21 protein-coding genes are annotated in these 23,624 nt (G+C 71.5%); 15 read left to right on the top strand and 6 right to left on the bottom strand.

Going from position 1 to position 23,624, the window contains the following annotated elements:
- Positions 1-75: 75 nt before the first annotated feature.
- The 7 genes from FRAQA3DRAFT_RS28960 (at position 76) to FRAQA3DRAFT_RS28935 (ending at position 6,719) form a co-directional block, all read left to right on the top strand.
- A complete protein-coding gene (locus FRAQA3DRAFT_RS28960) occupies positions 76-354 on the top strand; it encodes a PqqD family protein (protein ID WP_009742614.1) in 279 nt (92 codons plus the stop codon).
- Positions 351-887 carry a lasso peptide biosynthesis B2 protein gene (locus FRAQA3DRAFT_RS28955; protein WP_009742613.1) on the top strand — a complete coding sequence of 179 codons (537 nt, stop codon included), beginning with the start codon at positions 351-353 and terminating at the stop codon, positions 885-887. The genes FRAQA3DRAFT_RS28960 and FRAQA3DRAFT_RS28955 overlap by 4 nt, the downstream gene beginning before the upstream one ends.
- Entirely contained in the window at positions 884-2,716 is a 1,833-nt protein-coding gene (locus FRAQA3DRAFT_RS28950; RefSeq protein ID WP_009742612.1) for an asparagine synthetase B family protein, read from the top strand. Before FRAQA3DRAFT_RS28955 ends, FRAQA3DRAFT_RS28950 begins: the two co-directional genes overlap by 4 nt.
- Positions 2,717-2,808: 92 nt before the next feature.
- Positions 2,809-2,970 (top strand): hypothetical protein, encoded by a 162-nt coding sequence (locus FRAQA3DRAFT_RS35535; protein ID WP_009742611.1) that lies wholly within the window; start codon positions 2,809-2,811, stop codon positions 2,968-2,970.
- Between the two features lie 26 nt (positions 2,971-2,996).
- On the top strand, positions 2,997-4,082 hold the full coding sequence (locus FRAQA3DRAFT_RS28945) for a hypothetical protein (protein ID WP_009742610.1): 1,086 nt from the start codon (positions 2,997-2,999) through the stop codon (positions 4,080-4,082).
- A gap of 167 nt (positions 4,083-4,249) precedes the next feature.
- Positions 4,250-5,977 carry a hypothetical protein gene (locus FRAQA3DRAFT_RS28940; RefSeq protein ID WP_198286988.1) on the top strand — a complete coding sequence of 576 codons (1,728 nt, stop codon included), beginning with the start codon at positions 4,250-4,252 and terminating at the stop codon, positions 5,975-5,977.
- 115 nt (positions 5,978-6,092) lie between these two features.
- Positions 6,093-6,719 (top strand): malonic semialdehyde reductase, encoded by a 627-nt coding sequence (locus tag FRAQA3DRAFT_RS28935; protein WP_009742608.1) that lies wholly within the window; start codon positions 6,093-6,095, stop codon positions 6,717-6,719.
- Here FRAQA3DRAFT_RS28935 and FRAQA3DRAFT_RS28930 read toward each other — a convergent pair.
- Positions 6,703-9,861 carry a BTAD domain-containing putative transcriptional regulator gene (locus tag FRAQA3DRAFT_RS28930; protein WP_009742607.1) on the bottom strand — a complete coding sequence of 1,053 codons (3,159 nt, stop codon included), beginning with the start codon at positions 9,859-9,861 and terminating at the stop codon, positions 6,703-6,705. The two genes, FRAQA3DRAFT_RS28935 and FRAQA3DRAFT_RS28930, sit on opposite strands and share 17 nt — an antisense overlap.
- A gap of 369 nt (positions 9,862-10,230) precedes the next feature.
- Between FRAQA3DRAFT_RS28930 and FRAQA3DRAFT_RS32175 the strand changes: the two genes are divergently transcribed.
- Positions 10,231-10,986: an IclR family transcriptional regulator gene (locus FRAQA3DRAFT_RS32175; protein WP_063820822.1), complete on the top strand. Its 756-nt coding sequence runs from the start codon at positions 10,231-10,233 to the stop codon at positions 10,984-10,986.
- Between the two features lie 17 nt (positions 10,987-11,003).
- Here FRAQA3DRAFT_RS32175 and FRAQA3DRAFT_RS28920 read toward each other — a convergent pair whose 3' ends face one another.
- Entirely contained in the window at positions 11,004-11,846 is an 843-nt protein-coding gene (locus tag FRAQA3DRAFT_RS28920) for a metal-dependent hydrolase (protein WP_009742605.1), read from the bottom strand.
- A gap of 573 nt (positions 11,847-12,419) precedes the next feature.
- Here FRAQA3DRAFT_RS28920 and FRAQA3DRAFT_RS28915 point away from each other — a divergent pair.
- Positions 12,420-13,160: a hypothetical protein gene (locus FRAQA3DRAFT_RS28915; RefSeq protein WP_009742604.1), complete on the top strand. Its 741-nt coding sequence runs from the start codon at positions 12,420-12,422 to the stop codon at positions 13,158-13,160.
- A gap of 254 nt (positions 13,161-13,414) precedes the next feature.
- On the opposite strand, the gene FRAQA3DRAFT_RS28910 is transcribed toward FRAQA3DRAFT_RS28915, so the two are convergent.
- Together FRAQA3DRAFT_RS28910 and FRAQA3DRAFT_RS28905 are read right to left on the bottom strand one after the other, a co-directional pair.
- A complete protein-coding gene (locus tag FRAQA3DRAFT_RS28910) occupies positions 13,415-13,963 on the bottom strand; it encodes a hypothetical protein (RefSeq protein WP_198286987.1) in 549 nt (182 codons plus the stop codon).
- 108 nt (positions 13,964-14,071) lie between these two features.
- The gene (locus FRAQA3DRAFT_RS28905; protein ID WP_009742602.1) at positions 14,072-14,839 is read right to left on the bottom strand and encodes a helix-turn-helix domain-containing protein; all 768 of its coding nucleotides are present in this window, start codon (positions 14,837-14,839) and stop codon (positions 14,072-14,074) included.
- A gap of 79 nt (positions 14,840-14,918) precedes the next feature.
- Here FRAQA3DRAFT_RS28905 and FRAQA3DRAFT_RS28900 point away from each other — a divergent pair, with 79 nt between their 5' ends.
- A complete protein-coding gene (locus tag FRAQA3DRAFT_RS28900; RefSeq protein ID WP_009742601.1) occupies positions 14,919-15,923 on the top strand; it encodes an LLM class flavin-dependent oxidoreductase in 1,005 nt (334 codons plus the stop codon).
- A 56-nt stretch (positions 15,924-15,979) separates the two neighbouring features.
- On the opposite strand, the gene FRAQA3DRAFT_RS28895 is transcribed toward FRAQA3DRAFT_RS28900, so the two are convergent.
- Positions 15,980-16,504 (bottom strand): CGNR zinc finger domain-containing protein, encoded by a 525-nt coding sequence (locus FRAQA3DRAFT_RS28895; protein WP_009742600.1) that lies wholly within the window; start codon positions 16,502-16,504, stop codon positions 15,980-15,982.
- Between the two features lie 14 nt (positions 16,505-16,518).
- On the opposite strand from FRAQA3DRAFT_RS28895, the gene FRAQA3DRAFT_RS36390 reads away from it, so the two are divergent.
- On the top strand, positions 16,519-16,716 hold the full coding sequence (locus tag FRAQA3DRAFT_RS36390) for a hypothetical protein (protein WP_198286986.1): 198 nt from the start codon (positions 16,519-16,521) through the stop codon (positions 16,714-16,716).
- A 66-nt stretch (positions 16,717-16,782) separates the two neighbouring features.
- On the opposite strand, the gene FRAQA3DRAFT_RS28890 is transcribed toward FRAQA3DRAFT_RS36390, so the two are convergent.
- On the bottom strand, positions 16,783-17,538 hold the full coding sequence (locus FRAQA3DRAFT_RS28890) for an IclR family transcriptional regulator (RefSeq protein WP_009742599.1): 756 nt from the start codon (positions 17,536-17,538) through the stop codon (positions 16,783-16,785).
- 277 nt (positions 17,539-17,815) lie between these two features.
- On the opposite strand from FRAQA3DRAFT_RS28890, the gene FRAQA3DRAFT_RS28885 reads away from it, so the two are divergent.
- The 4 genes from FRAQA3DRAFT_RS28885 (at position 17,816) to FRAQA3DRAFT_RS28870 (ending at position 23,594) form a co-directional block, all read left to right on the top strand.
- Positions 17,816-19,180, top strand: a complete 1,365-nt coding sequence (locus tag FRAQA3DRAFT_RS28885; RefSeq protein ID WP_035923713.1) for an FAD-linked oxidase C-terminal domain-containing protein — start codon at positions 17,816-17,818, stop codon at positions 19,178-19,180.
- 100 nt (positions 19,181-19,280) lie between these two features.
- Positions 19,281-21,458 carry a malate synthase G gene (locus FRAQA3DRAFT_RS28880; RefSeq protein WP_009742597.1) on the top strand — a complete coding sequence of 726 codons (2,178 nt, stop codon included), beginning with the start codon at positions 19,281-19,283 and terminating at the stop codon, positions 21,456-21,458.
- Positions 21,459-21,522: 64 nt separating this feature from the next.
- Positions 21,523-22,671: an acetyl-CoA C-acyltransferase gene (locus tag FRAQA3DRAFT_RS28875; RefSeq protein ID WP_009742596.1), complete on the top strand. Its 1,149-nt coding sequence runs from the start codon at positions 21,523-21,525 to the stop codon at positions 22,669-22,671.
- A 134-nt stretch (positions 22,672-22,805) separates the two neighbouring features.
- Entirely contained in the window at positions 22,806-23,594 is a 789-nt protein-coding gene (locus FRAQA3DRAFT_RS28870; RefSeq protein WP_009742595.1) for an enoyl-CoA hydratase/isomerase family protein, read from the top strand.
- The last annotated feature ends 30 nt before the right edge of the window (positions 23,595-23,624 follow it).

Here is a 23,624-nt window from a genome sequence, read left to right as displayed (position 1 = left end):
ACCCTGCCACGCAGTGAGGAGACTAGCACCTAGAGTAATCTGCTCATCCCGTGGAGCCAAGGAGGGGGTGGAGAGGTGATCCAGGTGCGGGCGGGTGTCCTCGCCGCGGACCTCGGTGAGGAAATCGTCCTGCTCCACCCGGACGACGGCGCCTACTTCTCGCTGAACGAGACCGGTACGCAGCTGTGGCGGCTGCTGTGCGCCGGCCCGGTCGCCGAGAACACGCTGATCGGCGCGGTCGCGGACCAGCTGGCCGCCGGCTGGATGGTCGAGCGCCGCACCGCCGAGAGCGACGCGCGGGCACTTCTCGCGGAGCTCGCCGAGTGCGGCCTTGTGACCGGCGCCGAGCCGTGACCTCTACGGTCGGGTTGCTGGCCCGGTCCCGGCGGCTGGCCCGGTCCCGGCGGCTGGCCCGCGCCGCGGCGCAAGCCGCGGTCGGCGTGCAGCTGTGGCTTGCCGCCGCCGCGGTCGAAGCCGGGCTGCGGGTCCGGCCGCTACCGGCCCTGCTCGCCGCGTGGGCGTGGGCGGCGAGGTCGCCTGCGCTGCGGTGGTTCCCGGCCGGCAGGGCGCACCTCGGCGACGCCCGGCTCGACCGCCTCGCCGTGGCGGCGAGCCGGCGGTGGCGCGGCGAGCAGGCGTGTCTTCCCCTGGCGTTGCTGCGCTGCTGGCTCGCCGCGAGCGCCGGCCACCACACAGCCGTCGTCCTCGGTGTCCGACGCACGGTAGCCACCCCGTTCACCGCTCATGCCTGGGTCGAGGTCGACGGCGAGATCCACGGCGAGCCCGTGGACCCGCACCACGGGTTCCACCGCATCGCCCGCTTCCCGCTGACACCACCGGCAGGACAGCGGCTGGCAGGAGCGCAGCCGGCCGGAGCGCGCCCATGACGTTCTGCGGAGTGTTCCGGCTCGACGGCCAGCCGGCGGCGCCGAAGGTGGCGGACGCGATGCTCGCCGCTTCGGTCGTGCCGGTGAACCAGGCATCGGTGCGCAGGTATGCCCACGGGCCGTTGGCGCTCGCGGCCGCCCCCGAGCCCGCGCACGGCCCGGACCCCACCCTCGCCGCCTCCACCGCGGGGCCGCTCGCCGTCATCGACGGGTGGACCCCACAGCACGGGACAGCCGGGGCGGACCGTGGCCGGGTGGGCGCGGCGGCCCGGCTCGCTGCCGCCTTCGCCGCGCGGGGCACGGCCTGCCTGGATGAGCTGCCCGGCGACTGGGTGGCGCTGCTGTGGGACCCGCACGTGGCACGGCTGGTACTGGCCCGTGCGGTGCTCGGCTGGCGCCGGGTGGCGGTCTACCGCGACGACACCCGGCTGATGTTCGGCACCGAACTCGGCCAGCTGCGCGCCGCCGGCATCCCGCTGCGGGTGGACGACGCCGCCGTGGCCGAGGCCCTGACACTCACCCAGACAACCGTTCACCAGACATTGATGCGGGGGGTGGAACGGATCGGCGACGGGAGCCTGCTCGACGTCCAGGGGGGCCGGGCGCCGGCGCGGCGCGCGTTCACCTCGCTCACCTCGATCGTGCCGCCGAGGCGCCAGACGAGCGTCGAAACGTCAGCCCGCCTCCTACGCGCCGCCCTGGAAACGGCTGTGGACGGCGCCGTCCCCCACACCGGTGCGGCCGTGCAGCTCTCCGGTGGCGTGGACTCCAGCATGGTGACCGGCCTGGCACACCAGCTCGTCGCCCGCCGCCGGACGGGGCGACTGCTCCCGGTCAGCATGATCTTCCCCGGCCAGCCACACGACGAGTCACCCTGGATCGAGGCGGTGGAGGCCCACCTCGGTATCACCTCGCTACGGGTGACACCGGGACCGTACGACTGGGACCGCTGGCGGGCCTGGACCGCGGCCACCGGCGAGGTGCCGCCCCGGCCGAACGCAGCCCTGCTCAGCCACGTGCTGGAGGCCGTGCGGGCCGAGGGACTCACGGTGGCGCTCAGTGGAGAGGGCGGGGACGACTGGTACGCGGGGTGGCGCCACCACTGGCCCGACCTGCTGCGCGCCGGTCACCTGGCGCCGCTGTGGCGGGAAAGCGGGTCGGGGCACCACCCGCGGGCCCTGGCCCGCCGGCTGCGCCTGATCCGCCGTAGCGCCTGGGGCCCCCTGCGGACGCCGGGAGTCCGACCGGTCCTCCCCTGCTGGATCCGCCCGCAACGGCTGCGCGGTCTCGACCTCGACGAACGCCAGATCCTGGTCCGGGCGGCCGACGCAGCCGGTTTCGCCTCCCACGACCACCGGCAGCGGTGGGCGCTGGCGGCGAGACGGATGGGCGCCTCGCTCCTGGACTCGATCCAGCTCGCCGCCACCGCCGCCGGTATCGACTGGCGCCACCCCCTGCACGACCCGCGAGCGGTGCGCTGCGCCCTGACCACCGCCGGTGGAACCCTGTACTCCCCGGGGCTCACCAAACGCGTGCTGCGCGCCGCGGCCGGCGACGCGCTGCCGCCGGCGGTGCACACCCGCCGCGACAAGGCACGGTTCGACCTGGAGATCGTCCACGCAGTGGACGCCGCCGGAGGTCTGCGGATGCTCGCCGCCGGGCCGCTGGTCACCGGCGGCTGGATCGACCTCACCGCGGCCGAGAACGCCTGGGCCGATGCGGCCGCCCTGGCCCGCCGTGGCCGCACCCCCACGGTGCCCCAGCACAGCCTGCCCTATCTCTGGCAGCTCATCGAGCTCGACACCTGGCTGACGCACGCCGGCGGGTAGGAGCAGACCGTACAAAACTGCTAATTTCCGCAATTACTAATCAATATAAGTTACTAATTGGTGTGAACATTGGTATGAACTCGGAGGTACACATGACCGCCGCAGGAGATACCGGCACCGAGACGGCTGTTTCGCCCGCACGCAGGCCGTACGAGACGCCGAGCCTCACCCACCACGGCAGCGTGGCCGTGCAGACCGCGGACAATTCGGGACCTCCTACGACCGACGCCAACTTCTTCTCCAACGTCTCGTAGCCGACCGACCGCCTCGTAGCCGACCGATGAACGCTTCGGACACCGAGCTGGCAGGTGAGGAGAAAGAGGGCGACACACCTGTGATCCGACCGGCCTCGACGGCGCCGGACCGGTACCGGTTCGGCGCCGTCGAGGTCTGCTCGGACGTCGGGCTCACCGGATACGAGCGGTACCGGGCTACCGTGAACAGACCGCTGCTTTCCGTCACCGTGCGCCGCGGCGCCCACCCCCCGAGCACGGGCCGGCTCCTGGGTCGCGGCCACGGCCGCCGCGGCCCGCTGGAGATCCGCGCCAGCCCCGACGGCGGGCGGACGATCGCGGCCGAGGGACTCGCCCCGTGCACGCTCGGCCCCAACACCACGGTGACCTGGCACCTCACCGGCGAACCGACCGCCGACGACACCGACTTCCTGGTGTCCACGATCGTGCCCTGGACATTGACGACGGCACCGGGGACGGCCGTCCTGCACGCTGCCAGCCTCGTCGGTCCACGCGGCGCCGTGCTGCTCTGCGGACCGTCCGGCGCGGGGAAGTCCACGCTGTCCACGGCACTGCACCACCACCGTGGATGGCGCCTGTTCGGGGACGACGCCGCCGTGATCCGCATCGACGACCGCCGGCCGGTCGTCCTGTCCTGCAGCCGCGAGGTCCGGCTGTGGGCGGACGCCGCCGACCTGCTCGGGATGGGCGCGGGGATTCCCCTGCCGCGCTACAGCGCGAAAAGCCGCCACCCGGTGGCGGAACCCGCGACCGAGCCGGCCCAGGTGGTGGCCGTCGTCCAGCTCGTCGACCCGGTCGCCACCCCACCCGTCACGCTCACGGATCGTTCCCCCGCCGTCTGGTCCAGCCCGCATACCGGGGTCTCCCTCAGCCGGCTACGCGCGGCCGACGGCATCGCCGCGCTTCGCGGACACCTCATGCGCCTGGCCCTGATGAGCGTTCCGGAAGCGGCGGCCGAGTTCGCGTTCCTCACCAGTTGGCACCGCACGGTGACATGTGCGGCACTGCACTACCCGCATATCCCCGAGGCCCTTCCCGAGGCCGTAACCGCCTTGTCCGAATTTGTGGGATCCGCACCCCGCAACACGCACCCCGCATCACCCACACACTAAGAAACATCAAAACTACTCTGTGCAATGTTCGGGTGTGAGTGGTGGCGCGTCCACCGGCACGGGGAGCGGGAATGTCTGATCGACGATGCCGAGCAGCGGTCTGGGCGACGGTGTTGACCGCCATCGGCGTAGTGCTTCTGCCGCCGGCGGCGTTCGGGTCCCCGGTCGTGTCCAGGACGCAGGCGCCGGCCGCCGCCGCCGCGCGGCTACCCGCCCTCGCCGGCGGTGATCGCACCGGGTATTCGCTGCGGTCCAATGGCACCGTCTGGGCCTGGGGGCTCGGCTCCTTCGGGCAGCTGGGTAACGGCGCCACCGCCGACAGCTCCGTGCCGGTGCAGGTCTCCGGCCTGACCAGGATCACCGCGGTCGCCGCCGGCCAGGACATGGCGTATGTGCTGCGGTCCGACGGCACTGTGTGGGCCTGGGGGCGCGGGCTGGATGGCGCGCTGGGCAACGGCGTCAATGCCAACAGCTCGGTGCCGGTGCAGGTCTCCAACCTGACCGGGGTCACCGCGATCGCCGCCGGCGGGTTCACCGGGTACGCGCTGCTTGGTGACGGCACCGTGCGGGCCTGGGGACGCGGGCTCGCCGGTGCGCTGGGCAACGGCGGCACCGCCAACAGTTCGGTCCCGGTGACGGTGACCGGGCTGAGCGGGGTCACCGCGATCGCCGCCGGCGACAACCTCGCCGCGTATGCGCTGCTCGGTAATGGCACCGTACGGGCCTGGGGACAGGGCAACTTCGGTGCACTGGGCAACGGCGGCACGGCCGACAGCTCCGTGCCGGTGACGGTGACCGGGCTGACCGGGGTCGCCGCGATCGCCGCCGGCAACAACACCGGGTATGCGCTGCTCGGTGTCGGCACCGTGCGGGCCTGGGGACAGGGCGGCGTCGGGCAGCTGGGCAACGGCGGCACCGCCAACAGCTCCGTGCCGGTGACGGTGACCGGGCTGAGCGGCGTCGCCGCGATCGCCGCCGGCCTGGACACCGGGTATGCGCTGCTCGGCAACGGCACCGTGCGGGCCTGGGGGCGCGGCAACTCCGGTGCGCTGGGCAACGCAACCACCACCGACAGCGCGGTGTCGGTGCAGGTGCAGCTCCCCGCCCTCACCGGGGTCACCGCCATCGCCGCCGGCACGTACACCGGATACGGGTTGCGCTCGGACGGCACCCTGCGGGCCTGGGGCCGCAACAACTACGGCCAGCTCGGCACCGGCACCCTCCTCGACAGCGCCGTGCCCGTACAGGTCTCCGGCCTGACCGGGATCGCCGCGATCACCGCCAACGCCGGTGCCTACGCCGGGTACGCGCTGCGCTCCGACGGCACCGTGTGGGCCTGGGGCAACAACTACGCCGGCCAGCTGGGCGACGGCACCACCACCAACCGCCCGACACCGGTGCAGATCTCCGCCCTGAGCGGCTCGAACCAGGTCAGCGCCATCACCGCCAGCGGACTCACCGGGTATGCGCTGCGCTCCGACGGCGCCGCACGGGCCTGGGGCTACAACCGCGCCGGCCAGCTGGGCAACGGCACCACCACCAACAGCCCGCTACCGGTGACGGTCTCCGGTCTGGCCGGGGTCAGCGCCCTCGCCGCCCGCGCGGACGGCGCCAGCGGATACGCGCTGCGCTCCGACGGCACCGCCTGGGCCTGGGGTTACAACCGCGACGGCGAGCTGGGTAACAACTCCATCATCAACAGCACCGTGCCGGTACCGGTCTCCACCGCCACCGGCCTCAGCGGGGTCAGCGCCATCGCCGGCGGTGGGCGCAGCGGGTATGCACTGCGCTCGGATGGCACCGCGTGGGCCTGGGGCGACAACCTCTACGGCCAGTTGGGTACCAACAACACCCCCACCGACAGCCTCGTGCCAGTGCAGGTCAACGGGGCTTGACGTGCGTCCGCGGTGGCGATGTGGCGCAGCGGACAGCGGGCGGGACGCGCGGGATGGGCTGACTAGAGTTACGGGCGTAGTACGGGGGGCCCACACATACTCAGGGAGCTCATGCATGACCTCTGCCGTGGAGAGCACCGAGGCGCCGGCGGTTCCCGGCCTCGACGAGGCGGGCCGCGCCCTGCTGTTCACCGAGGCGCGGACGGCGAACGCCTTCGCCGACACCCCGGTCAGCGACGAGCAGCTCGCCGCCATCTGGGAACTCACCCGATGGGCGCCGACCGGCGGCAACCTGCAGCCACTGCGGGTGACCTTCGTGCGCACGCCCGAGGGCCGGGAGCGGCTGCTGCCGCTGATGAACGAGGGCAACCGGGCCAAGACCGCCTCCGCGCCCGTCACCGCCATCCTCGCCGTCGACTCGCGCTTCCACGAGTACGCGCCGACGGTACTGCCGATCCGGCCGCAGATGAAGGACGCCCTCGAGGCGGACGAGGCCGGGCGCAGCGCCATCGGCCAGCTCAACGGGCCACTGCAGGCGGGCTACTTCATCCTCGCCATCCGCGCCCAGGGCCTCGTCGCCGGGCCGATGGCCGGCTTCGACGCCGCGGGGATCGACGCCGAGTTCTTCCCGGACGGCCGCTGGAAGTCCCTGCTCGTCATCAACATCGGCCATCCCGGGGAGAACCCGTGGTTCGCGCGACTCCCCCGGCTCGACCCCACCGACGTCATCCGCTGGGCCTGACCGCCAGCCCCGTCCCTGAGCCGGCCGCCGGAAGAACCGCTGCCACCCCGGCGGTCGGCTCGGCCGGGCCACCGGTGAGCCGGGCCAGGGCTTCCTTCGTGGCGGTCACCGCCTCGTCGGAATCCCCCAGAACCGCCAGTTGGTCGGTGAGGACGGCCTGGAGGTCCTCGGCCGCCTGGTGCTGGCGACCCATCCGTTCGTACACGCAGGCGAGCTCGTAGCGCCGGTGGAGCGTGTCGGGATGCCTCGGCCCGGCCAGCTGGGACATTCCCTTGATCACCTCGTCGAGTTCCGCGGCGGCTCCGGCGAAGTCCTCGAGGTCGACGAGCACCTGGCTGAGACCGTGGCGGGTGGCGACGGTGTCGCGGTGGTAAAGGCCGTGGGACTTCATGCGCTCGGTGACCAGGTCCTGGAGGACGGCGGCGGCCGCGACCCCGTCGCCGGCCTTCCACTGATGCATCGCCAGGTTGTTGCGCAGAACCGACACGTCGCGGTGTTGCGGACCGAGCACCCGCAGCATGTCATCGAGGACCTGCTGCATCTCCAGGACCGACTGGGCGTAGCCGACGGTCTGCGCGCGGATGGTGGCCAGCAGGCCGCGCAGGTCGAAGGTGTCCCGATGTTCGGGGCCGTGAATCCTCGTCGCGAGCTGTACCAGGGATTCGAGCTCGGCCACCGCGCCGGCGGTGTCTCCGGTCTTCGATCGCCAGTACACAAGTTGGCTGCCGATGGTGAGCACCGCCGGGTGCTCGGGACCGAGCACGCGCACCTGGTCGGCCAGCACCGTCGTCAGCTCGGCCACGGCCTGCGCCGGATAGCCTGCCTGACCCCACTGATAACCGAGATTGCGCCGAGCGGCGGTGGTCGTCGGATGATCGCGGCCGAAGACGGCGACCATATCCGGAATCAGCGATCCGAGGCTGGTGATCGCCTCCTGCGTCTGCCCCGCGTCACCCAGCCACATGGCGAGCTGGTCGCGCAGGATCAGGGTGTCGGGGTGGCGCGGCCCGAAGTACTCGACGGCCTGCTGGCTGAGCTGTCGACACAGCCGTATCGCCTCCTCGAGTTGCACTGCCGTTCCGAGGCTTTCGATGGTCCGCATCATGATTTTGTGTATGCCGTGGTCCGGATTCCAGATCGCGGCCGCCCAGTTGTCCTGGAGGGCCATCGCATTGGCCCGTAGGAGCTGACCCCTGTCCTCGTTGTTGTCGTCGGGCGGCCAGATCTCCAGCAGAGCGTCGGCGGACGTCCGGGCGACCTCGGTTGACCGGACCTCACCGAGATCCTCCCGCACGGCTCGTTGCACGAGCGCATGGACCCGGATCATGCCCGACTGATGCGTCACCAGGTGGAAGCGGTGCAGGCCACGCAGCCCGTCGTGGATGTCGTCCGCGGTAGGTTGCCTGGGCACTCGCCCGGCGAGGTACCTCTGCGCGGTCGGTGCCTTCGTCAGCACCCCGTCCGGGATACCGTTGGGGTTCAGCGAGCTGACGATCTCCAGCAGTGGCCGGGCGAGCCCGACGGGAGGTAGCCGGTTCGCGGCCTCGATGGACAGGGCCCAGGTCGTGGCGACGGTGTGGGAATACCCGTCATAGACGGTGTCCAGCGTCGGAAACAGCTCCGTCAGCCGCCGTCGGCGGTCGGCGAACCGCCCTCGGTAGAGGCTGCAGGGCAGATCCAGGTCGATCATGTAGGCGGCGGCATGGCCGAGCGCCAGCGGCAGCCCACCCAGATCGGTCACGACACCACGGACCGCCTCCTCGGTGTCGGCCAGATGCGGGTGGTCCCGAAACTTCCGGTAAAGGTACTCGACTGCCTCAGCCACGGTGAACACGTCGAGTTCGACGAGATTCCGGCCGGCGAGGAGATCGGCGTCGCGTCGCCGGGTGGTGACGACGGTGCGCCCGTTGGGTCGATCCGGGGGCCACAGGTCGCGGATGTCGGCTGGTCCCGCCAGGTCGTCCAGGACGATCAGCCAACGCCGCCGAGTTCTTGCCAGCCACGTGAGCAACCGGGCTGCGGTGCGTTCCGGCGCCTCGTTCTCCGGCCCGAGCGCGAGATCTGTTCCCGCCCGCACGAGCTCTGTTCCCGCCTGCACATAGTCGGATACCACCGAGTCGCGGCTGAGCGCCGACACCCAGAGCATCAGGTCCAGTTCTCCGGCGTCCCACAGCTGGCGGGCGAACTCGGCCGCCAGCTGTGTCTTGCCGACCCCGCCCAGGCCGGCGACCACCTGGGTGAGCACTGTGGTCTGCCCTGGCCCGGTGGCGCCGTGCAGTTTCCTGAATTCGGCGCGATCCTGAAAGCTGTCCGCTCGCGGAGGAAGGTTGCCCACCATCAGCGGCGTGCTCGGCGCCTGTCCTCGCGACGTGGTGGGCGCGCGGTGCTGCGGAGCCTGCACGTCGAGATCGCCACGGAGGATCCCGACCTGTACCCGCATCATCTCGGGGTCGAGCTCCAGGCCCTCGTTCTTGACGATCTGGTCGTACGCCGACTGGTACAGAGCCTGAGCCTCGCGTGACCTGCCGGTCGCGTACAGGCCTCGCATCAGTACGGTGACCAGACGCTGGTGGTGGAGATCGTCATAGGCGAGCTCCCGGAGCGGCTCGATCACGGCCGGCGCGTTCCCCGCGCTCAGTTCGGCGGACGCCCAGGCCACGACCACGTCCCTGCGTTCCTCCCAGCAGCTTTGCCGGATCCGGTCGACCCACGACGACGCCAGCCCTGCCAGCGGTTCGCCACGCCAGAGCCGCACGGCCTCGCGGAGCAGGGGCAGCCGTGCGTCGTCACCAGCCGCGGCCCTGGCCTGTTCCAGCAGCCCGCGCATGCGGATGAGATCAACCTGCTGGCTATCGAGATCAAGGACGTAGCCCTCGACCCGGCGCACGATCCGCACCGTGCGCTGCTCGTCCGAGTGCCGTTCGAGCAGCCGGCGAAGCCGACTGACATGAGCGTGCAGGCTGCGGCGGGCGTGATCGGGCCCGTCGTCGCCCCACACCCGCTGGATCAACGTCTCGGTGGATACGGGCCTGCCCGCATCGGCCGCCAACGCCGCGAGCACCAGACAGCGCTGCGGCCGTCCCACGTCGACGACCAGCCCCGATCTCAGGAGCTGTACCGGACCAAGCAGTCGGATGTCCACAGTGTTCTGCCCCGAATCAGATCACAACCTGCCGCGATCCCGCTCCGATCAGCATAACCAGCGCTGATTCGAACCGAGCAGATCGGCAGCCACCTCCGCCCGTGGGACGAGACCGCCAGCGCGAGGATCCCGACGCCCCGCACAGCCCCTGACCAGGGCGACAACATTGTGGCAACGTTCCGCACTACCCGCCTGTGGGAGGTTGCCAGGAAACGGCACGCGGATCGACACCCGCGGCACGCCACCGAGCGGCGCATTCACCCAGCCATTTCCTGAGTCCGAAAGAAAGTATTAGCCCGAGGAGACCCCCCGGTGTTCCACTCTTCACCATCCTCACGTTCTCCGGATCCGGTCGGCTCGCCCCGACAGATGGCCACGAGAAATGGTCTCGCCGGGCCGCGGCCCGACAGCTCGGGCCGGACTGTTCTGGAAGGTGCCTTCAAACTTCTGGAGGCGCTGTCCGGGGTGGAAAACGCCGGGCTTTCTCAACTGGCCCGCCTGGCCGACCTCCCCAAGGCTACGGCGCACCGCCTGCTCACGCAGCTCGCCGCTCTCGGGATCGTCGAACAGAAGGGTGTCACGTATCGCATCGGTAGCGGTCTGCGACGGCTGGCGAGTCCGGTACGGCCTTTCCGGTGGTTGCTCATTGCGGGGAGGAAGCCCTGTCATGCGCTGGCCGTCGCCTCCGGAGCGGACGTGTCCCTGTCGGTACTCCGCGACGGGGAGGCGTTGACCGTGCTGACCGAGAGTGTGACCCGCGGCCTGGTGTTCCCCGAGCCGACCGCGTTGCCGTTGGCCACGGCGGCCGGGCAGATCCTCCTCGCCGAGCTTCCGGACCTGGGCCCGCCGGCGGGATTTTCGGATCACGAATGGCGCCGGCGCCGGGCCGCGATCCGCCAGCATGGCATCGCCTTCGACCGACACGAAGTGATCAACGGGATGTGCTGCGTCGCCGTGCCGGTGCGGGCGTCCGACGGTCGGGTGGTGGCGGCTCTCGCCGCCCGGGTGTCGGCCGGTTCCCTTCCTCGCGGGCTGCCGGACACCGTTCGTCGTAGCGCCGTGGCGATCAGCCGCCACCTGCCGGAACCACCGCTGCCAGTCCAGGATCGACGCTGCGCCCACTGACGCGGCGGCTTCGCCGATCACGCGCTTTTCGACCGTCCGGCGGGCACGGGATAGCGGTTTAGGGTGGCCTGCAGGCCCGCGGGCGGGGGCGTTCTCGCCGGGTCGTAGAACGGCGAGAAGGTGCGGACGAGCCGGCGGAGGTTCGCGGCGCCGAGTTTCCTGGCCGTGGCCGACTCCCGCTCCTCGGACAGTCGGCGCTGCTCGTCCGTCATCCCGCGCCGGTCCACGTCCAGCAGGTACCTCCGTAACGCGGCGGTGCGCCGGTTCAGGTGCCGGGAAGCGGTGATGATGCCGTGGGCCCGGTACAGCCACGCGAACAGCCGGGGTCGGCCGTAGAGACGGTGGTAGACGCGGTTCACGACGGTCCGGTGTTCGTACTCCTCGGCCAGATGCCATTTCCACAGCTCGACCGCGGGCGACGGCGCGGCGCCGAGTTCGGTCTCCATCTGGCCGTCGACCCACAGCTCGGCGCCGGTGGAGCCGATGCTCTCGAAGCCCTCGCAGTAGGCGAGCAGCCAGCGCAGCGACCTGGTCCGCAGGAAGTGCTCGTAGTCCTGTTCGAAGACGGCCTCGTGGTCGGCCATGTCCGGGTAGCCGCCGTCGCGGACCATCGCGTTGAACGCCCGGTGCAGCCGGTAGTGCTGGCCTTCCTGGCGGTTGAACAGGTCGATGTCGCGCAGCAGCTCGGCGTCGGCCAGCGGATCCAGCTCCTCGGCCGCGCGGCGCATGACCTTGATGAGGAACGGTTCGATGTAGGCCGGGATCATGCCCTGCGCGTTGACGAGATGGACGGCCTCCAGGTTCGATCCCCAGCGCGGCGAGACGTCGGTGAAGTCGAATTCCGGCGAACGGACACGCATAACCGCATCAGACCTTTCCAAGCGCGGACGGTACGGCCCAGGGGCGGCAGTGATCTCGGCAGCCACTCCGCCGACAGTGATCCAACGCCACCGGGCCGCAGGAGAGCGATCACGGTACGCCGGCCCGTCCGCGTACGCGACCCTCGTCGGGGCCTGGCCGCCGGCGCCGACCGGAAGGTGGCTCTGCGCCTACCAGCCTCCACCCGGCCTCCCCTCGGTGGGCCCACGAGGGCATCCCGGCCCTGGAGCAGCCTTCCCGCCGGTCGGAAAGCGGAACCAGGCACCACGCCACCGGACGTGACCCTCGGCGTCGGTGACGTACGCGCCCCACGCCGTCTGCGGACCGGCCGAGCTCACCGGCTCCGGGCGTCCACCGGTCGGGGAAACCAGCCCCTGTCAACACGGGTACCGCCGGGCCCTCCCTCAGGGCGACGCCCCAGCCACGCCTCGCCGCCCTGGGGCGCGGCCGAGAATCTGGCGCCTCTTTGGACCGGTTCGCCGAAACCGGCCGCCGCGATGGCAGCGGCTGCTAGTTTCGGCTCCCGGACGACGGCGGGGACCTTGGGGGCTGACATGGCGGAGACGAATCTGGAGCAGTTCAGCTGGCCGGAGACCATACGGCGGGTGAACGAGGCGATAAAAATTTCGGTGCTGGGGGCCAACAGTTATATCCAGAACGCCTTCCCGGCGGTGTTGGAGAAGGCACCGGAGGGCCATCGGCGGACCCGGGAGCAGTTGAAGGCGCCCGGCTGGAAAAGCCTCAAGCCGCCGGCGATGGACACCTGCCAGTACCTGCCGGCGTCGATCGCCCCCGGTGGCAACGCCCGAGCCAGGTACCTCGCCGAGGGCCTGGCCAAGTTCGAGAAGAACCCGAAAGACCAGTTCTTCTACGGCGTGTGCAACGACTTCGCGTGGGCAGTGAACGGAGCGCTCGTCGCGACCACCTTCAAGCGGCCGGAGCTGAAGGTGTACGCGCCGCTGCTGCCCGCGGGCACCAGGGTCGAGCTCTACGGCATCGTGGGGCTACACGAGGACAAGCACCTGTTCACCGTCGTGAACCGGCCGGCCGACAGCTCCCCCACCGATTTTCGGACCTGGGGTCGCGGCTGCTTCGTGGTCGACCAGTGGTATGGCCTGCAGACCACGACACCGGCCGTGAAATCGTTCGACCCGCACGACGACCTGCCCGGCGAGGGTTTCCACGACCTCACGTTCATCGGGTGGTGGAACGAGGTCCTCGCCAAGGTACAGCCGAAGTCGGGGATTGGAAACAAACTCGCCCCCCAGGCGGAGTTCTCCGCCGGCGGAGAATAGCGCGCACACCCAGGCCGGTCCAGGCCCGGCCAGGTCCGCCAGGCCGGCGGCGGACCTGGCCGGGGTAGCACCCGCGCCGCCCTGCTGTTTAGCGGCGCCCGATCGCCCGCTGATATTCCTTCATCAGCTTCTCGCGACCACGTCCGGTCGCGACCACTGGCCACTGGAACGGGCCCGGCCCCGCGCGGTCGCGGTCTCGCGCACATGACCGAACGCGAGCATTCTCGTATCGAGATCGCTCCGGTACCAGTCGACTACCAGTCGACGAACGGCTGGTAGAGCTCGGACTCTCGGCGGACCAGCTGTCCAGGGCCCGCCGGGGTGAGGCTCACGTCATTCACCGACGGTTCAGAAACCTCGGCGTCCGGCCCTTGGACCGTCTCGTCCACACGGGCGACCGTGCCGCCTCGCCCCCGCCCGAGTCGAACGAGACCGGCGGCCTTGAGCTCGTCCACGGCTGACCGATACCGGTCATTGCCGAGCCTGACCAGACTGCGCAGCCGCAGACCACCGATGGTGCTGCCATCGGGCGGAAGCCAGTCGAAGATCTGCCTGGCGTCGGCGGATATCTTCAGCCGATCCTGGGCGCTGCCGGCCGTCACGCGGCGAAGAAGCCGCCCCTCCAGAAGCACCAGCCCGGCCGCGACAAGCTCCTCCACGGCCTCGGCGAATCGCTCCTCCCGCATACCGACGCGTGATTGCAGTGGACCGCGGTTGGACCAGCCAGTGCCAATCTCCGTGTACAGCCGCTCCGCAGCTCGAGAAACACCCATCGGCCCCCCACCGTCCATCGGACTCGCCACCCGGATAGATCCGGCGCGTCAGACAGGACACGGATCCCGGCCTGTTCCTCATCGAGGGGGGCGTCTCCCTGGAGAAGTGGGCCACGGCAACCAGGAGTTTGCCCACCGCTACCGGGGTGCCGAGCGGCGCAGGAGGGCGGCGGTGGGCTGGTCGGCGGGGAGGAAGGCTTCGAGCTTCAGTTCGGCGACGGTGACGTCGACGGCGGTGGCGAACGTGGTGATCGTGCTGATGAGCCGTAGTTCCCCGTCGGCCGAGCGCAGGTGCAGGGGAACCGCGAAACCAAGGTGATCCGGCCTGAGCGGGCCGTCCGGCACGTACCGGCGGAGTTCGGCGTGGAGATCGGAGAGGCGGTCGTCGGGATTGCGCAGGATCTCGGCGTGAATGCCGTCGAGGATGTGCCGGGACCATTCGGCGAGGTTCACGATGCGCGGCGCCAGGCCCGCGGGATGCAGCGCGAGGCGGTAGACGTTGGCGCCGGGCCCGAGCAGTTCTGGCGCCGCGCCGTCGGTGAGGAGAGCGAACGCGTCGTTGGCGGCGACCAGGTCGCCGTGGCGGTCGACGACGATCGCCGGGTAGGGCTGGTGCCCGGTCAGGATGTGCGTCAGCGCGGCGCGCACCGGGGCCAGTGGCGGGTCGTCCAGGGAGGTCCGCGGGTAGGCGGGGGCGTAGCCCGCGGCGAGCAGCAGACCGTTGCGCTCCCGCAGCGGCAGGTCGAGGGATTCCGCCAGCCGGACGACCATGGCCCGGCCCGGCTCCGACCGGCCGTTCTCCAGAAAACTGACGTGCCGCTGGGTGGTCCCCGCGCGCTCGGCCAGTTCGAGCTGGCTGAGCCGCCGGCGGAGCCGACGCTCGCGCAGAGCCTGTGGGAAGTCCACGCGCCCCGTTGTACCGCCCGGGATCGACCGCCGGCCATTCCTCCCGGGGAATTGCCGCCCTTCCCCGGCCGCCGCCACGATGCGGCGCATGAACGATGACATCCGCCTCGGCGTGCTCGTACCGATCGGAAAAGCCCAGTGGGGCGCGGGAACCGACCCCCGCGAGCTCGTCGACTTCGCGGTCCGGGCCGAGAACCTCGGCTACGACTCGTTGTGGGTCAACGACTCGCTGCTCGGCCCGCGCATCGAGGCGCTGACCATGCTCGCCGCCATGGCACCGGTCACCGATCATGTCGCTCTCGGCACGGCGACGCTTCTGCCGGTACTTCGCCGGCCCGTGCAGGCGGCGCAGACCCTCGCCTCCCTCGACCTGCTGTCCGGCGGACGCCTGACCGTAGCCGTGGGCGCGGCCTTTCCCGGCCGTTTCGGCCGGCCCCTGCACGACCTGTCCGAGGTTGCCTGGGCCGACCGGTTCACCCGGCTCGACGAGACCGTCGCCCTGTGGCGCCACCTGTGGACCGACGACGGTCCGACCTCCTTCCACGGCGACCTCCTGCACTTCGACGAGATCCCGCCGGCCACGGCGCCCAGCCGGGCAGGTGGCCCACCGATCTGGCTCGGCGGCGCCGCCCCCGCGGCGCTCACCCGCACCGGTCGCCGCTACGACGGGTGGCTGCCCTACCCGCCCGACCCGGCGGACTACCGCAGCGGTCTGGCTCAGGTACGGCAGGCAGCCGCCGACGCGGGCCGCGTCCCGGACACGATCACGCCTGCCCTGTTCGTGTCGGTGCTGATCGCCGACACCGTGGAGAGCGGGCGCCGCGCCCTGGAGGACTACAGCCGGGCCAACTACGGACTCGCGCTGCGGGACCTCGAAGCCATCCAGGCCGTGATCACCGGGCCGTCGGCACAGGTGGCCGCGCATCTGGCGCGCTACGTCGCCGCCGGCGCGCGCCACCTCGTCTGCCGAATCGGCACCGTCGATCTCAGGTCCGCCCGCAACCAGCTCGAACAGCTCGCCGAAATCCTCCCGTTCATCCGCCACGCACGACCTGCCGCACCGTCAGGAAGCCGCAGTGGATGATGCGGGTCGCTGGGCCGAAAGGCACGGACGCCATGCCAAGATCGCGCAGAGTCCCTTCAGCGGGGGCCGATCCGCTGCCGATACGTCCGGGTCTTGTGCCGATTGCCACACGCCTGCATCGAGCACCAGCGCCCGGTACGCGGTTTGGAGCCGTCGTAGAAGATCACCCGGCAATCGGGGGCGGCGCACATCTTGACCCGCCGCCAGGTTCCCTCGACGGACGCGGTGATCGCCACGGCGACGATCCTGGCGAGCGCTTCTGTCGTCGCGGTGCCGGTCGCCGGCTCGAGGCCGAGCTGTCCGTCCGGATTCATGCTGGCGCGTAGCGGAAGGTGCGCCGCCAGGTCGGCGAGGTCCGGTGCGCAGTCGCCGTCGCCACGGTTCGCCGCGGCGGCCCACCGCAGCGCTTCCCGTAGTCGCAGGGCAAGTGTGAGCTCAGTATCGCTCGCCGTCGTCCCTTCGCCGACCAGGCCGTGCGCCACAAGCCAGCTCGCCAGCGCCGCGGGGCCGGTCAGCTCGTCACTCGTCCGATGCGAGCCGAACGCCCGCTCATCGACGGAGTTGACGAACGAGCCCAACACGTACAGCTCCGGCGGTGTGCCGATCGCCGAGTGGATGGCCTTCGACCTACCCCGACCCGCGGATCGTCCCGCCACCCGCCGACTTCGTCGCGCGTTCCCGCAACCTCGTCCGCTGCTGCGAACCACCGCGTGGCGGCCATTTCCCCGCCCTCGAGGTGCCCGATCTCCTCATCGAGGACCTCGCCGAGTTCATCGTCAGCACGCCGCGCTAGACCCGGTTGCGGGGACGCCGAGCGCCGCGGCTGCCCTCAACCCCCGGGCTGGGCGCGGACGGCGGTTCAGGTGAGGATGGTGGCGAGGGCGGCGCAGGCGCGTGACAGTGCCGGCGCCGCGCGGCCGGTGAGATCGTCGCTCATGCGCACCGCGGGTCCTGACACGGACAGCGCCATCGGCGACATGCCGGGCACGGACACCGGCATCGCGACGCAGCGCACCCCGACCTCCATCTCGCCCTCGTCGAGGGCGTAGCCGCGGGCGCGGATGCCGGCGAGTTCGTCGAGCAGCGCGTCGACCTCGACGATGGTCGTGGCGGTGTGGGTGGACAGCGTCGAGCGTTTGAGGATCGAGCGGGCCTCGTCGTCCCCGAGCGTCGACAGCAGCGCCTTGCCGACGCCGGTGCAGTGCAGGGGGACCCGCCGGCCCACCTCGGTGAAGGTGCGCATCGAGTGCAGGCCCGGCGCCTGGGCGACGTACTCGGCGCGCTCGCCGGCCAGGACCGCGAGATTGGCCGACTCGCCGAGCCCGTCGGCGAGCTCGCGCAGGATCGGGGCGGCTCGCTCGCCGAGCAGCGCGTTCGCGCCGGCGCCCAGCGGGACCAGCCGGGAACCCAGGCAGTACCGACGGTCGGGCAGGCGGCGTAGGTAGCCGCGGGTGGTGAGGGTCTGGACCAGCCGGTGGATCGTCGGCAGCGGCAGGCCGGTCGCCGCGGCCATCGCGCTGATCGAACAGCCGCCGCCCGCCGCCTCGACCACCTCGAGGAGGTCCAGGGCACGCTGGACCGACTGCACTCCCGCCGCGCGCTGTTCGACCGGCATCCCGCACGCCTTCCTCTCATCTCGGGGCGGGCATCGGCCCAGGGCACCCGCGCCCGGCCCGCACTCCGCCACCCGCGACCCACCCGCGGCCCGCACTCCGCCTGCACATCGACTGCACATCGGCGTTCGCCTTGACCGAGGCGGCGGTCCCGCCCTACGTTCGTCTCACGATACAGATTTCTTTTTCCGTATGGTGGAAGCCGGCAGGGTCGCCAGCGACGTCGTGCGGACCCTCCCCCCGGAAAGGCTGGCCCCTTTGACCGTGGAGGACGTCACCATCGCCCCCATCGCCGAGCTGGTCGACGCGCTGCCCGCCGGAGTGGTCGTCACCGATCCGGACCTGCTCGAGAAGTACCGCCGCGACCGCGCGGCAGACCCGCTGGCCGGGCAGCCGCTCGCGGCGGTGCGCGCCGAGTCGACCGAACACGTCCAGATCGCCGTGCGGTGGGCGGCGCGGCATCACGTCGCGGTGGTGCCGCGGGGGGCGGGTACCGGGCTGTCCGGCGGCTCCACCGCCGTCACCGGGGGCATCGTGCTGTCGACGGAGCGGATGCGCGCGATCCGCGTCGACCCGCTCACCCGGATGGCCGTCGTGCAGCCGGGTCTGCTCAACGCGGAGGTCAAGGCCGCGGCCGCGGCCCACGGGCTGTGGTATCCGCCGGACCCGTCGTCGTTCGAGATCTGTTCCATCGGGGGCAACGTCGCGACGAACGCCGGCGGCCTGTGCTGCGTGAAGTACGGCGTCACGACCGACTACGTGCTCGGGCTCGAGGTCGTGCTCGGCGACGGGCGGGCGGTGCGCCTCGGCGGCCCGCGGCTCAAGGACGTCGCCGGGCTGTCGCTGACCAAGCTGTTCGTCGGCAGCGAGGGAACGCTCGGCATCATCACCGAGGCCACCCTGCGGCTCATCCCGGCCCAGCCGCCGTCGAGCACGCTGGTGGCCACCTTCCCCACCACCGAGGCGGCCACCGCGGCCATCCTGGCGATCACGTCCGCCATCCGGCCCGCGATGCTGGAGTTCATGGACCAGACGTCGATCAACGCCGTCGAGGACGTCCTGCACATGGGGCTCGACCGCGACGCGGCCGCGCTGCTCGTGGCCCGCTCCGACAGCCAGCACCTCGCCGCCGAGTGCGAGATGAAGATCATGCGCGGCGCCTGCGTGGCCAGCGGCGCCACCGAGACGCTGGCCACCGACGACCCGGACGAGGGCGAGGCGTTCGTCGCCGCGCGCCGCGCGGCCATCCCCGCGGTGGAACGGCGCGGCGCCCTGCTGCTCGAGGATGTCGGCGTCCCGTTACCGCGGCTGCCGGAACTCGTCCGGGGCATCGAGACGATCGCGGCCGACCGCGCCCTGACGATCGCGCTGATCGCGCACGCCGGGGACGGCAACACCCATCCGCTCGTCGTCTTCGACCCGGCGGACGCGGCCATGGCCCGGCGGGCCGAACTCGCCTTCGGCGAGGTGATGGACCTCGCCATCAGGCTCGACGGCACGATCACCGGCGAGCACGGCGTCGGCCGGCTCAAGAAGGCCTGGCTGCCCGACCAGCTCGGCCCGGAGGTGATGGAGCTGTCGGCGCGCATCAAGCAGGCGCTCGACCCCCTGGGCATCCTCAACCCCGGGGCGATCTTCCCCTGACGGCCGAAGGCCACCGGCGGACCGACCGCCCCGCACATCCCCCGCCCCGCACATCCCGACCGCCCCGCTCGGCACCGCAACCACACGACAAGGACAGACGATGACCGAACGGATCCAGATCGGCACCCTGCAGGTGGCGGCGAGCCTGCACGAGTTCGTGCAGACCGCCGCCCTGCCCGGCACGGGAATCGAGCCCGCGGCCTTCTGGCGTGGCGTCGAGGAGATCGTCACCGCGCTCACGCCCGTCAACCGGGCCCTGCTCGCCGAGCGCGACGAGCTGCAGCGGCAGATCGACGACTGGCACCGCGCCCGCGCCGGCGAAGCGCACGACGCGCAGGCCTACCACGACTTCCTCGTCGAGATCGGCTACCTGCGGCCCGAGCCCGAGCCGTTCGCGATCTCGACCGAGAACGTCGACGACGAGATCGCGCTGACCGCCGGCCCGCAGCTCGTCGTGCCGGTCCTCAACGCCCGGTACGCGCTCAACGCCGCGAACGCGCGCTGGGGCTCGCTGTACGACGCGCTCTACGGCACCGACGCCATCGCCGAGGACGACGGCGCGCACCGCGACGGGCCCTACAACCCGGTCCGCGGCGCGAAGGTCATCGCCTACGCGCGGGCGCTGCTCGACGAGATCGCGCCGCTGCGCGAGGGCGGCCACGCCGACGCGGCGCACTACGCCGTGGTCGGCGGCGAGCTGGTCGTCACGCTGACCGCCGGCACCAAGACCGGCCTCGCCGACCCCTCGGCACTGCGCGGGTACACGGGCGACGCGGCGTCGCCCAGCGGGATCCTGCTGGTCCACCACGGCCTGCACGTGGAGATCCGCATCGACCGCGCGGGGGCGATCGGCGCCGGCGACCCCGCCGGGGTGCAGGACGTCGTCCTCGAGTCCGCGATCACCACGATCGTCGACTTCGAGGACTCCATCGCCGCCGTCGACGCCGAGGACAAGGTCGCGGCCTACGCCAACTGGCTGGCGTTGAACCAGGGCACCCTGACCGCGAAGGTGACCAAGGGCGGGTCGTCGTTCGACCGGGCGCTGGCCGCCGACCGGACGTTCACCGCGCCGGGCGGCGGGCAGGTCGTGCTGCCGGGGCGGGCGCTGCTGCTGGTCCGCAACGTCGGGCACCTGATGACCACCGACGCGATCCTCGACGCCGACGGCGAGGAGGTGTTCGAGGGCATCCTCGACGCGATCATCACCTCCCTGGCGGCGCTGCCGAGCCTGCGCGCGGACGCGGCCCGGCGCAACAGCCGCACCGGCTCGATCTACATCGTCAAGCCGAAGATGCACGGCCCGGCCGAGGCGGCCCTCACCGTCGAGCTGTTCGCCCGGGTCGAGACGCTGCTCGGCCTGCCGGCCGACACCCTCAAGATCGGAATCATGGACGAGGAGCGCCGCACCACGGTGAACCTCGCCGCGTCGATCGAGGCGGCGCGCCGGCGGGTGGTGTTCATCAACACCGGCTTCCTGGACCGGTCGGGCGACGAGATCCACACCTCCTTCGAGGCCGGGCCGATGGTGCGCAAGGCCGACATGAAGACGCAGACCTGGATCACCACCTACGAGGACAACAACGTCGACCAGGGGCTGGCGGCCGGGCTGTCGGGCCGCGCCCAGATCGGCAAGGGCATGTGGGCGATGCCCGACCTGATGGCCGACATGCTGACCCAGAAGATCGGCCAGCTGCGGGCCGGCGCGACGACGGCCTGGGTGCCCTCGCCCACCGCGGCGACTCTGCACGCGCTGCACTACCACCGGGTCGACGTGTTCGCCCGCCAGCGCGAGCTGGCCGACCGGCCCCGCGCGGACCTGCGCGCCATCCTGCGCATCCCGCTCGGCGACCCGAGCGCGTGGAGCGCCGAGGACCGTCAGCAGGAGATCGACAACAACGCGCAGTCGATCCTGGGCTACGTCGTGCGCTGGATCGACCAGGGCATCGGCTGCTCGAAGGTCCCGGACATCCACGACGTCGCGCTGATGGAGGACCGGGCCACCCTGCGGATCTCCAGCCAGCTCATGGCCAACTGGCTGCGCCACGGCGTCGTCACCCCGGAGCAGGTGCACGCCAGTCTGCAGCGGATGGCCGCCATCGTCGACAAGCAGAACGCCGACGACCCGGCCTACCGGCCGATGGCCCCGGACTTCGACGGCGTCGCCTTCCGCTGCGCCACCAGCCTCGTCTTCGACGGCGCCCGGCAGCCCAACGGCTACACCGAGCCGATCCTGCACGCCCATCGCCGGGAGGCGAAGGCGCTGGCCGCGAGCCTGTGACGCCCCGACATGTGACGCTGGCCGGTAAGGAGAAACGGACGACTATGGGCAAGGTGGTGGGGTCATGCGGGACGCAGTGATCGTCGAAGCGGTACGGACGCCGGTGGGCAAGCGGAACGGGGCGCTCGCCGGGGTCCATCCCGGCGACCTGTCGGCGCACGTGCTGACGGAGCTGGCCGCCCGCAGCGGGATCGACCCCGGCCTCGTCGACGACGTCGTGTGGGGGGTCGTCTCGCAGGTCGGCGAGCAGGCCCTCGACGTCGCCCGCACCGCGGTGATCACCGCTGGCTGGCCGGAGCACGTGCCCGGGACGACCGTCGACCGGCAGTGCGGCTCGTCGCAGCAGGCGGTCCACTTCGCCGCCGCCGGGCTCATCGCCGGGCACTACGACGTGGTCGTCGCGGGCGGCGTCGAGTCGATGACCCGGGTGCCGATGGGTTCCGCGGTCGGCGACGCCAAGCCGCATCCCGCCCGGTTCATCGAGTACTGCGGCGGAGTGCGCCCGAACCAGGGCGTCGGCGCCGAGCTGATCGCCGAGAAGTGGGGCTTCTCGCGGACCGACTGCGACGAGTTCTCCCTCGCCAGCCACGAGCGGGCGGCGGCGGCCCAGGACGGCGGCCGGTTCGAGGCGCAGATCGCCCCGCTCGACCTGCCCGGCGGCGGCGTGTTCACCGCCGACGAGGGCATCCGCCGCGGCGGCACGGTCGAGACCCTCGGCAAGCTGAAGACCGTCTTCCGCCCGGACGGCGGGGTCGTCACGGCCGGCAACGCCTCGCAGATCTCCGACGGTTCCGCCGCCCTGCTGCTGACGACCGGCGAGAAGGCGGCCGAGCTCGGGCTCACCCCGATCGCCCGCGTGCACACCGCGGTCGTCGTCGGCTCCGACCCCGTCATGATGCTGACCGGCCCCATCCCGGCCACCCACAAGGCGCTGGCCCGCAGCGGCCTGTCCCTCGGCGACATCGGCGCGTTCGAGGTCAACGAGGCGTTCGCGCCGGTCCCGCTGGCCTGGCTGGCCGAGTTCGGCGCCGACCCCGCGACGGTCAACCCCAACGGCGGCGCGATCGCGCTCGGCCACCCCCTCGGCGGCTCGGGGGCGCGGATCATGACCACGCTCGTCCACCACATGCGGGACAACGGCATCCGCTACGGCCTGCAGACCATGTGCGAGGGCGGCGGCCAGGCCAACGCCACCATCCTGGAGCTGCTCTGATCCTGGAGCTGCTCTGATCCTGGAGCTGCTCTGATCCTGGAGCTGCTCTGATCCTGGAGCTGCACCGACCCTGCGGGCGGCCACGGCCAGCTCCGATCCTCACCCTTCCGTCCTCACGAAGTGGACCAACCCCAGTGGTAGACGACGCCCACGACCTGCTGCGTTACGAGTCGGTCGGCCCGATCCGGGTCATCACGCTCAACGACCCCGACAAGCTCAACCCGATGACCGACGCGCTGCACGAGGCGCTCACCGACGTGTGGGTGAAGGTCATGCGCGACCGCGAGGTGCGCGCTGTCGTACTCACCGGCGCCGGGCGTGCCTTCTCCGCCGGCGGCGACGTGCCGGGCTTCCTGGCCTGTGTCGAGGACCTCGACCACCGCCGGTCCAACATGCGCACCGCCCGGCTACTGGTCGACCACATCCTCGGCTGCCACGTGCCGGTGATCGCCGCGGTGAACGGCCCGGCGGTCGGCCTCGGCTGCAGCATCGCGGTGTCCTGCGACATCGTGCTGATGTCGGAGAAGGCCTACCTGGCCGACACCCACGTCAACGTCGGCCTCGTCGCCGGTGACGGCGGCGTGGTGACGTGGCCGTTCATGATGAGCCTGCTCAAGGCCAAGGAGTACCTGTTCACCGGCGAGCGGATCCCGGCCGCGACCGCCGTCGAGCTGGGCCTGGCCAACCGGGTCGTCCCGCACGACAAGCTGCTGGACGAGGCGATGGCCCTGGCGGAGAAGCTGGCCGGGCAGCCGGCCCAGGCGCTGCAGGAGACCAAGCGCTCCCTCAACCTGCACCTGCAGCACGCCGCCCTGAAGGTGCTGCCCTACGCCCTGTCGACCGAAAGCGAGTCGTTCTCCTCGCCGGAGGTCGCCGAGCGGGCCCGCGCGTTCGCGGCCCGTTCCAGCAACGGCAAGGGCTGATCGGTCCGAACCCCCGACGGGCGGGTTCCT

The organism is Frankia sp. QA3, from assembly GCF_000262465.1.
In the GTDB taxonomy this organism is placed as follows: domain Bacteria; phylum Actinomycetota; class Actinomycetes; order Frankiales; family Frankiaceae; genus Frankia.
Note: the sequence above shows the minus strand (reverse complement) of the source record. Positions and strands in the feature narration are given on the sequence as shown.

Excerpts from the sequence above, each read along its gene's own strand:
- FRAQA3DRAFT_RS28950 (WP_009742612.1), top strand. The coding sequence starts at position 884 with ATGACGTTCTGCGGAGTGTTCCGGCTCGACGGCCAGCCGGCGGCGCCG.
- FRAQA3DRAFT_RS35535 (WP_009742611.1), top strand. The coding sequence starts at position 2,809 with ATGACCGCCGCAGGAGATACCGGCACCGAGACGGCTGTTTCGCCCGCA.
- FRAQA3DRAFT_RS28945 (WP_009742610.1), top strand. The coding sequence starts at position 2,997 with ATGAACGCTTCGGACACCGAGCTGGCAGGTGAGGAGAAAGAGGGCGAC.
- FRAQA3DRAFT_RS28935 (WP_009742608.1), top strand. The coding sequence starts at position 6,093 with ATGACCTCTGCCGTGGAGAGCACCGAGGCGCCGGCGGTTCCCGGCCTC.
- FRAQA3DRAFT_RS32175 (WP_063820822.1), top strand. The coding sequence starts at position 10,231 with ATGGCCACGAGAAATGGTCTCGCCGGGCCGCGGCCCGACAGCTCGGGC.
- FRAQA3DRAFT_RS28920 (WP_009742605.1), bottom strand. The coding sequence starts at position 11,846 with ATGCGTGTCCGTTCGCCGGAATTCGACTTCACCGACGTCTCGCCGCGC.
- FRAQA3DRAFT_RS28915 (WP_009742604.1), top strand. The coding sequence starts at position 12,420 with ATGGCGGAGACGAATCTGGAGCAGTTCAGCTGGCCGGAGACCATACGG.
- FRAQA3DRAFT_RS28900 (WP_009742601.1), top strand. The coding sequence starts at position 14,919 with ATGCGGCGCATGAACGATGACATCCGCCTCGGCGTGCTCGTACCGATC.
- FRAQA3DRAFT_RS28890 (WP_009742599.1), bottom strand. The coding sequence starts at position 17,538 with ATGCCGGTCGAACAGCGCGCGGCGGGAGTGCAGTCGGTCCAGCGTGCC.
- FRAQA3DRAFT_RS28880 (WP_009742597.1), top strand. The coding sequence starts at position 19,281 with ATGACCGAACGGATCCAGATCGGCACCCTGCAGGTGGCGGCGAGCCTG.
- FRAQA3DRAFT_RS28875 (WP_009742596.1), top strand. The coding sequence starts at position 21,523 with ATGCGGGACGCAGTGATCGTCGAAGCGGTACGGACGCCGGTGGGCAAG.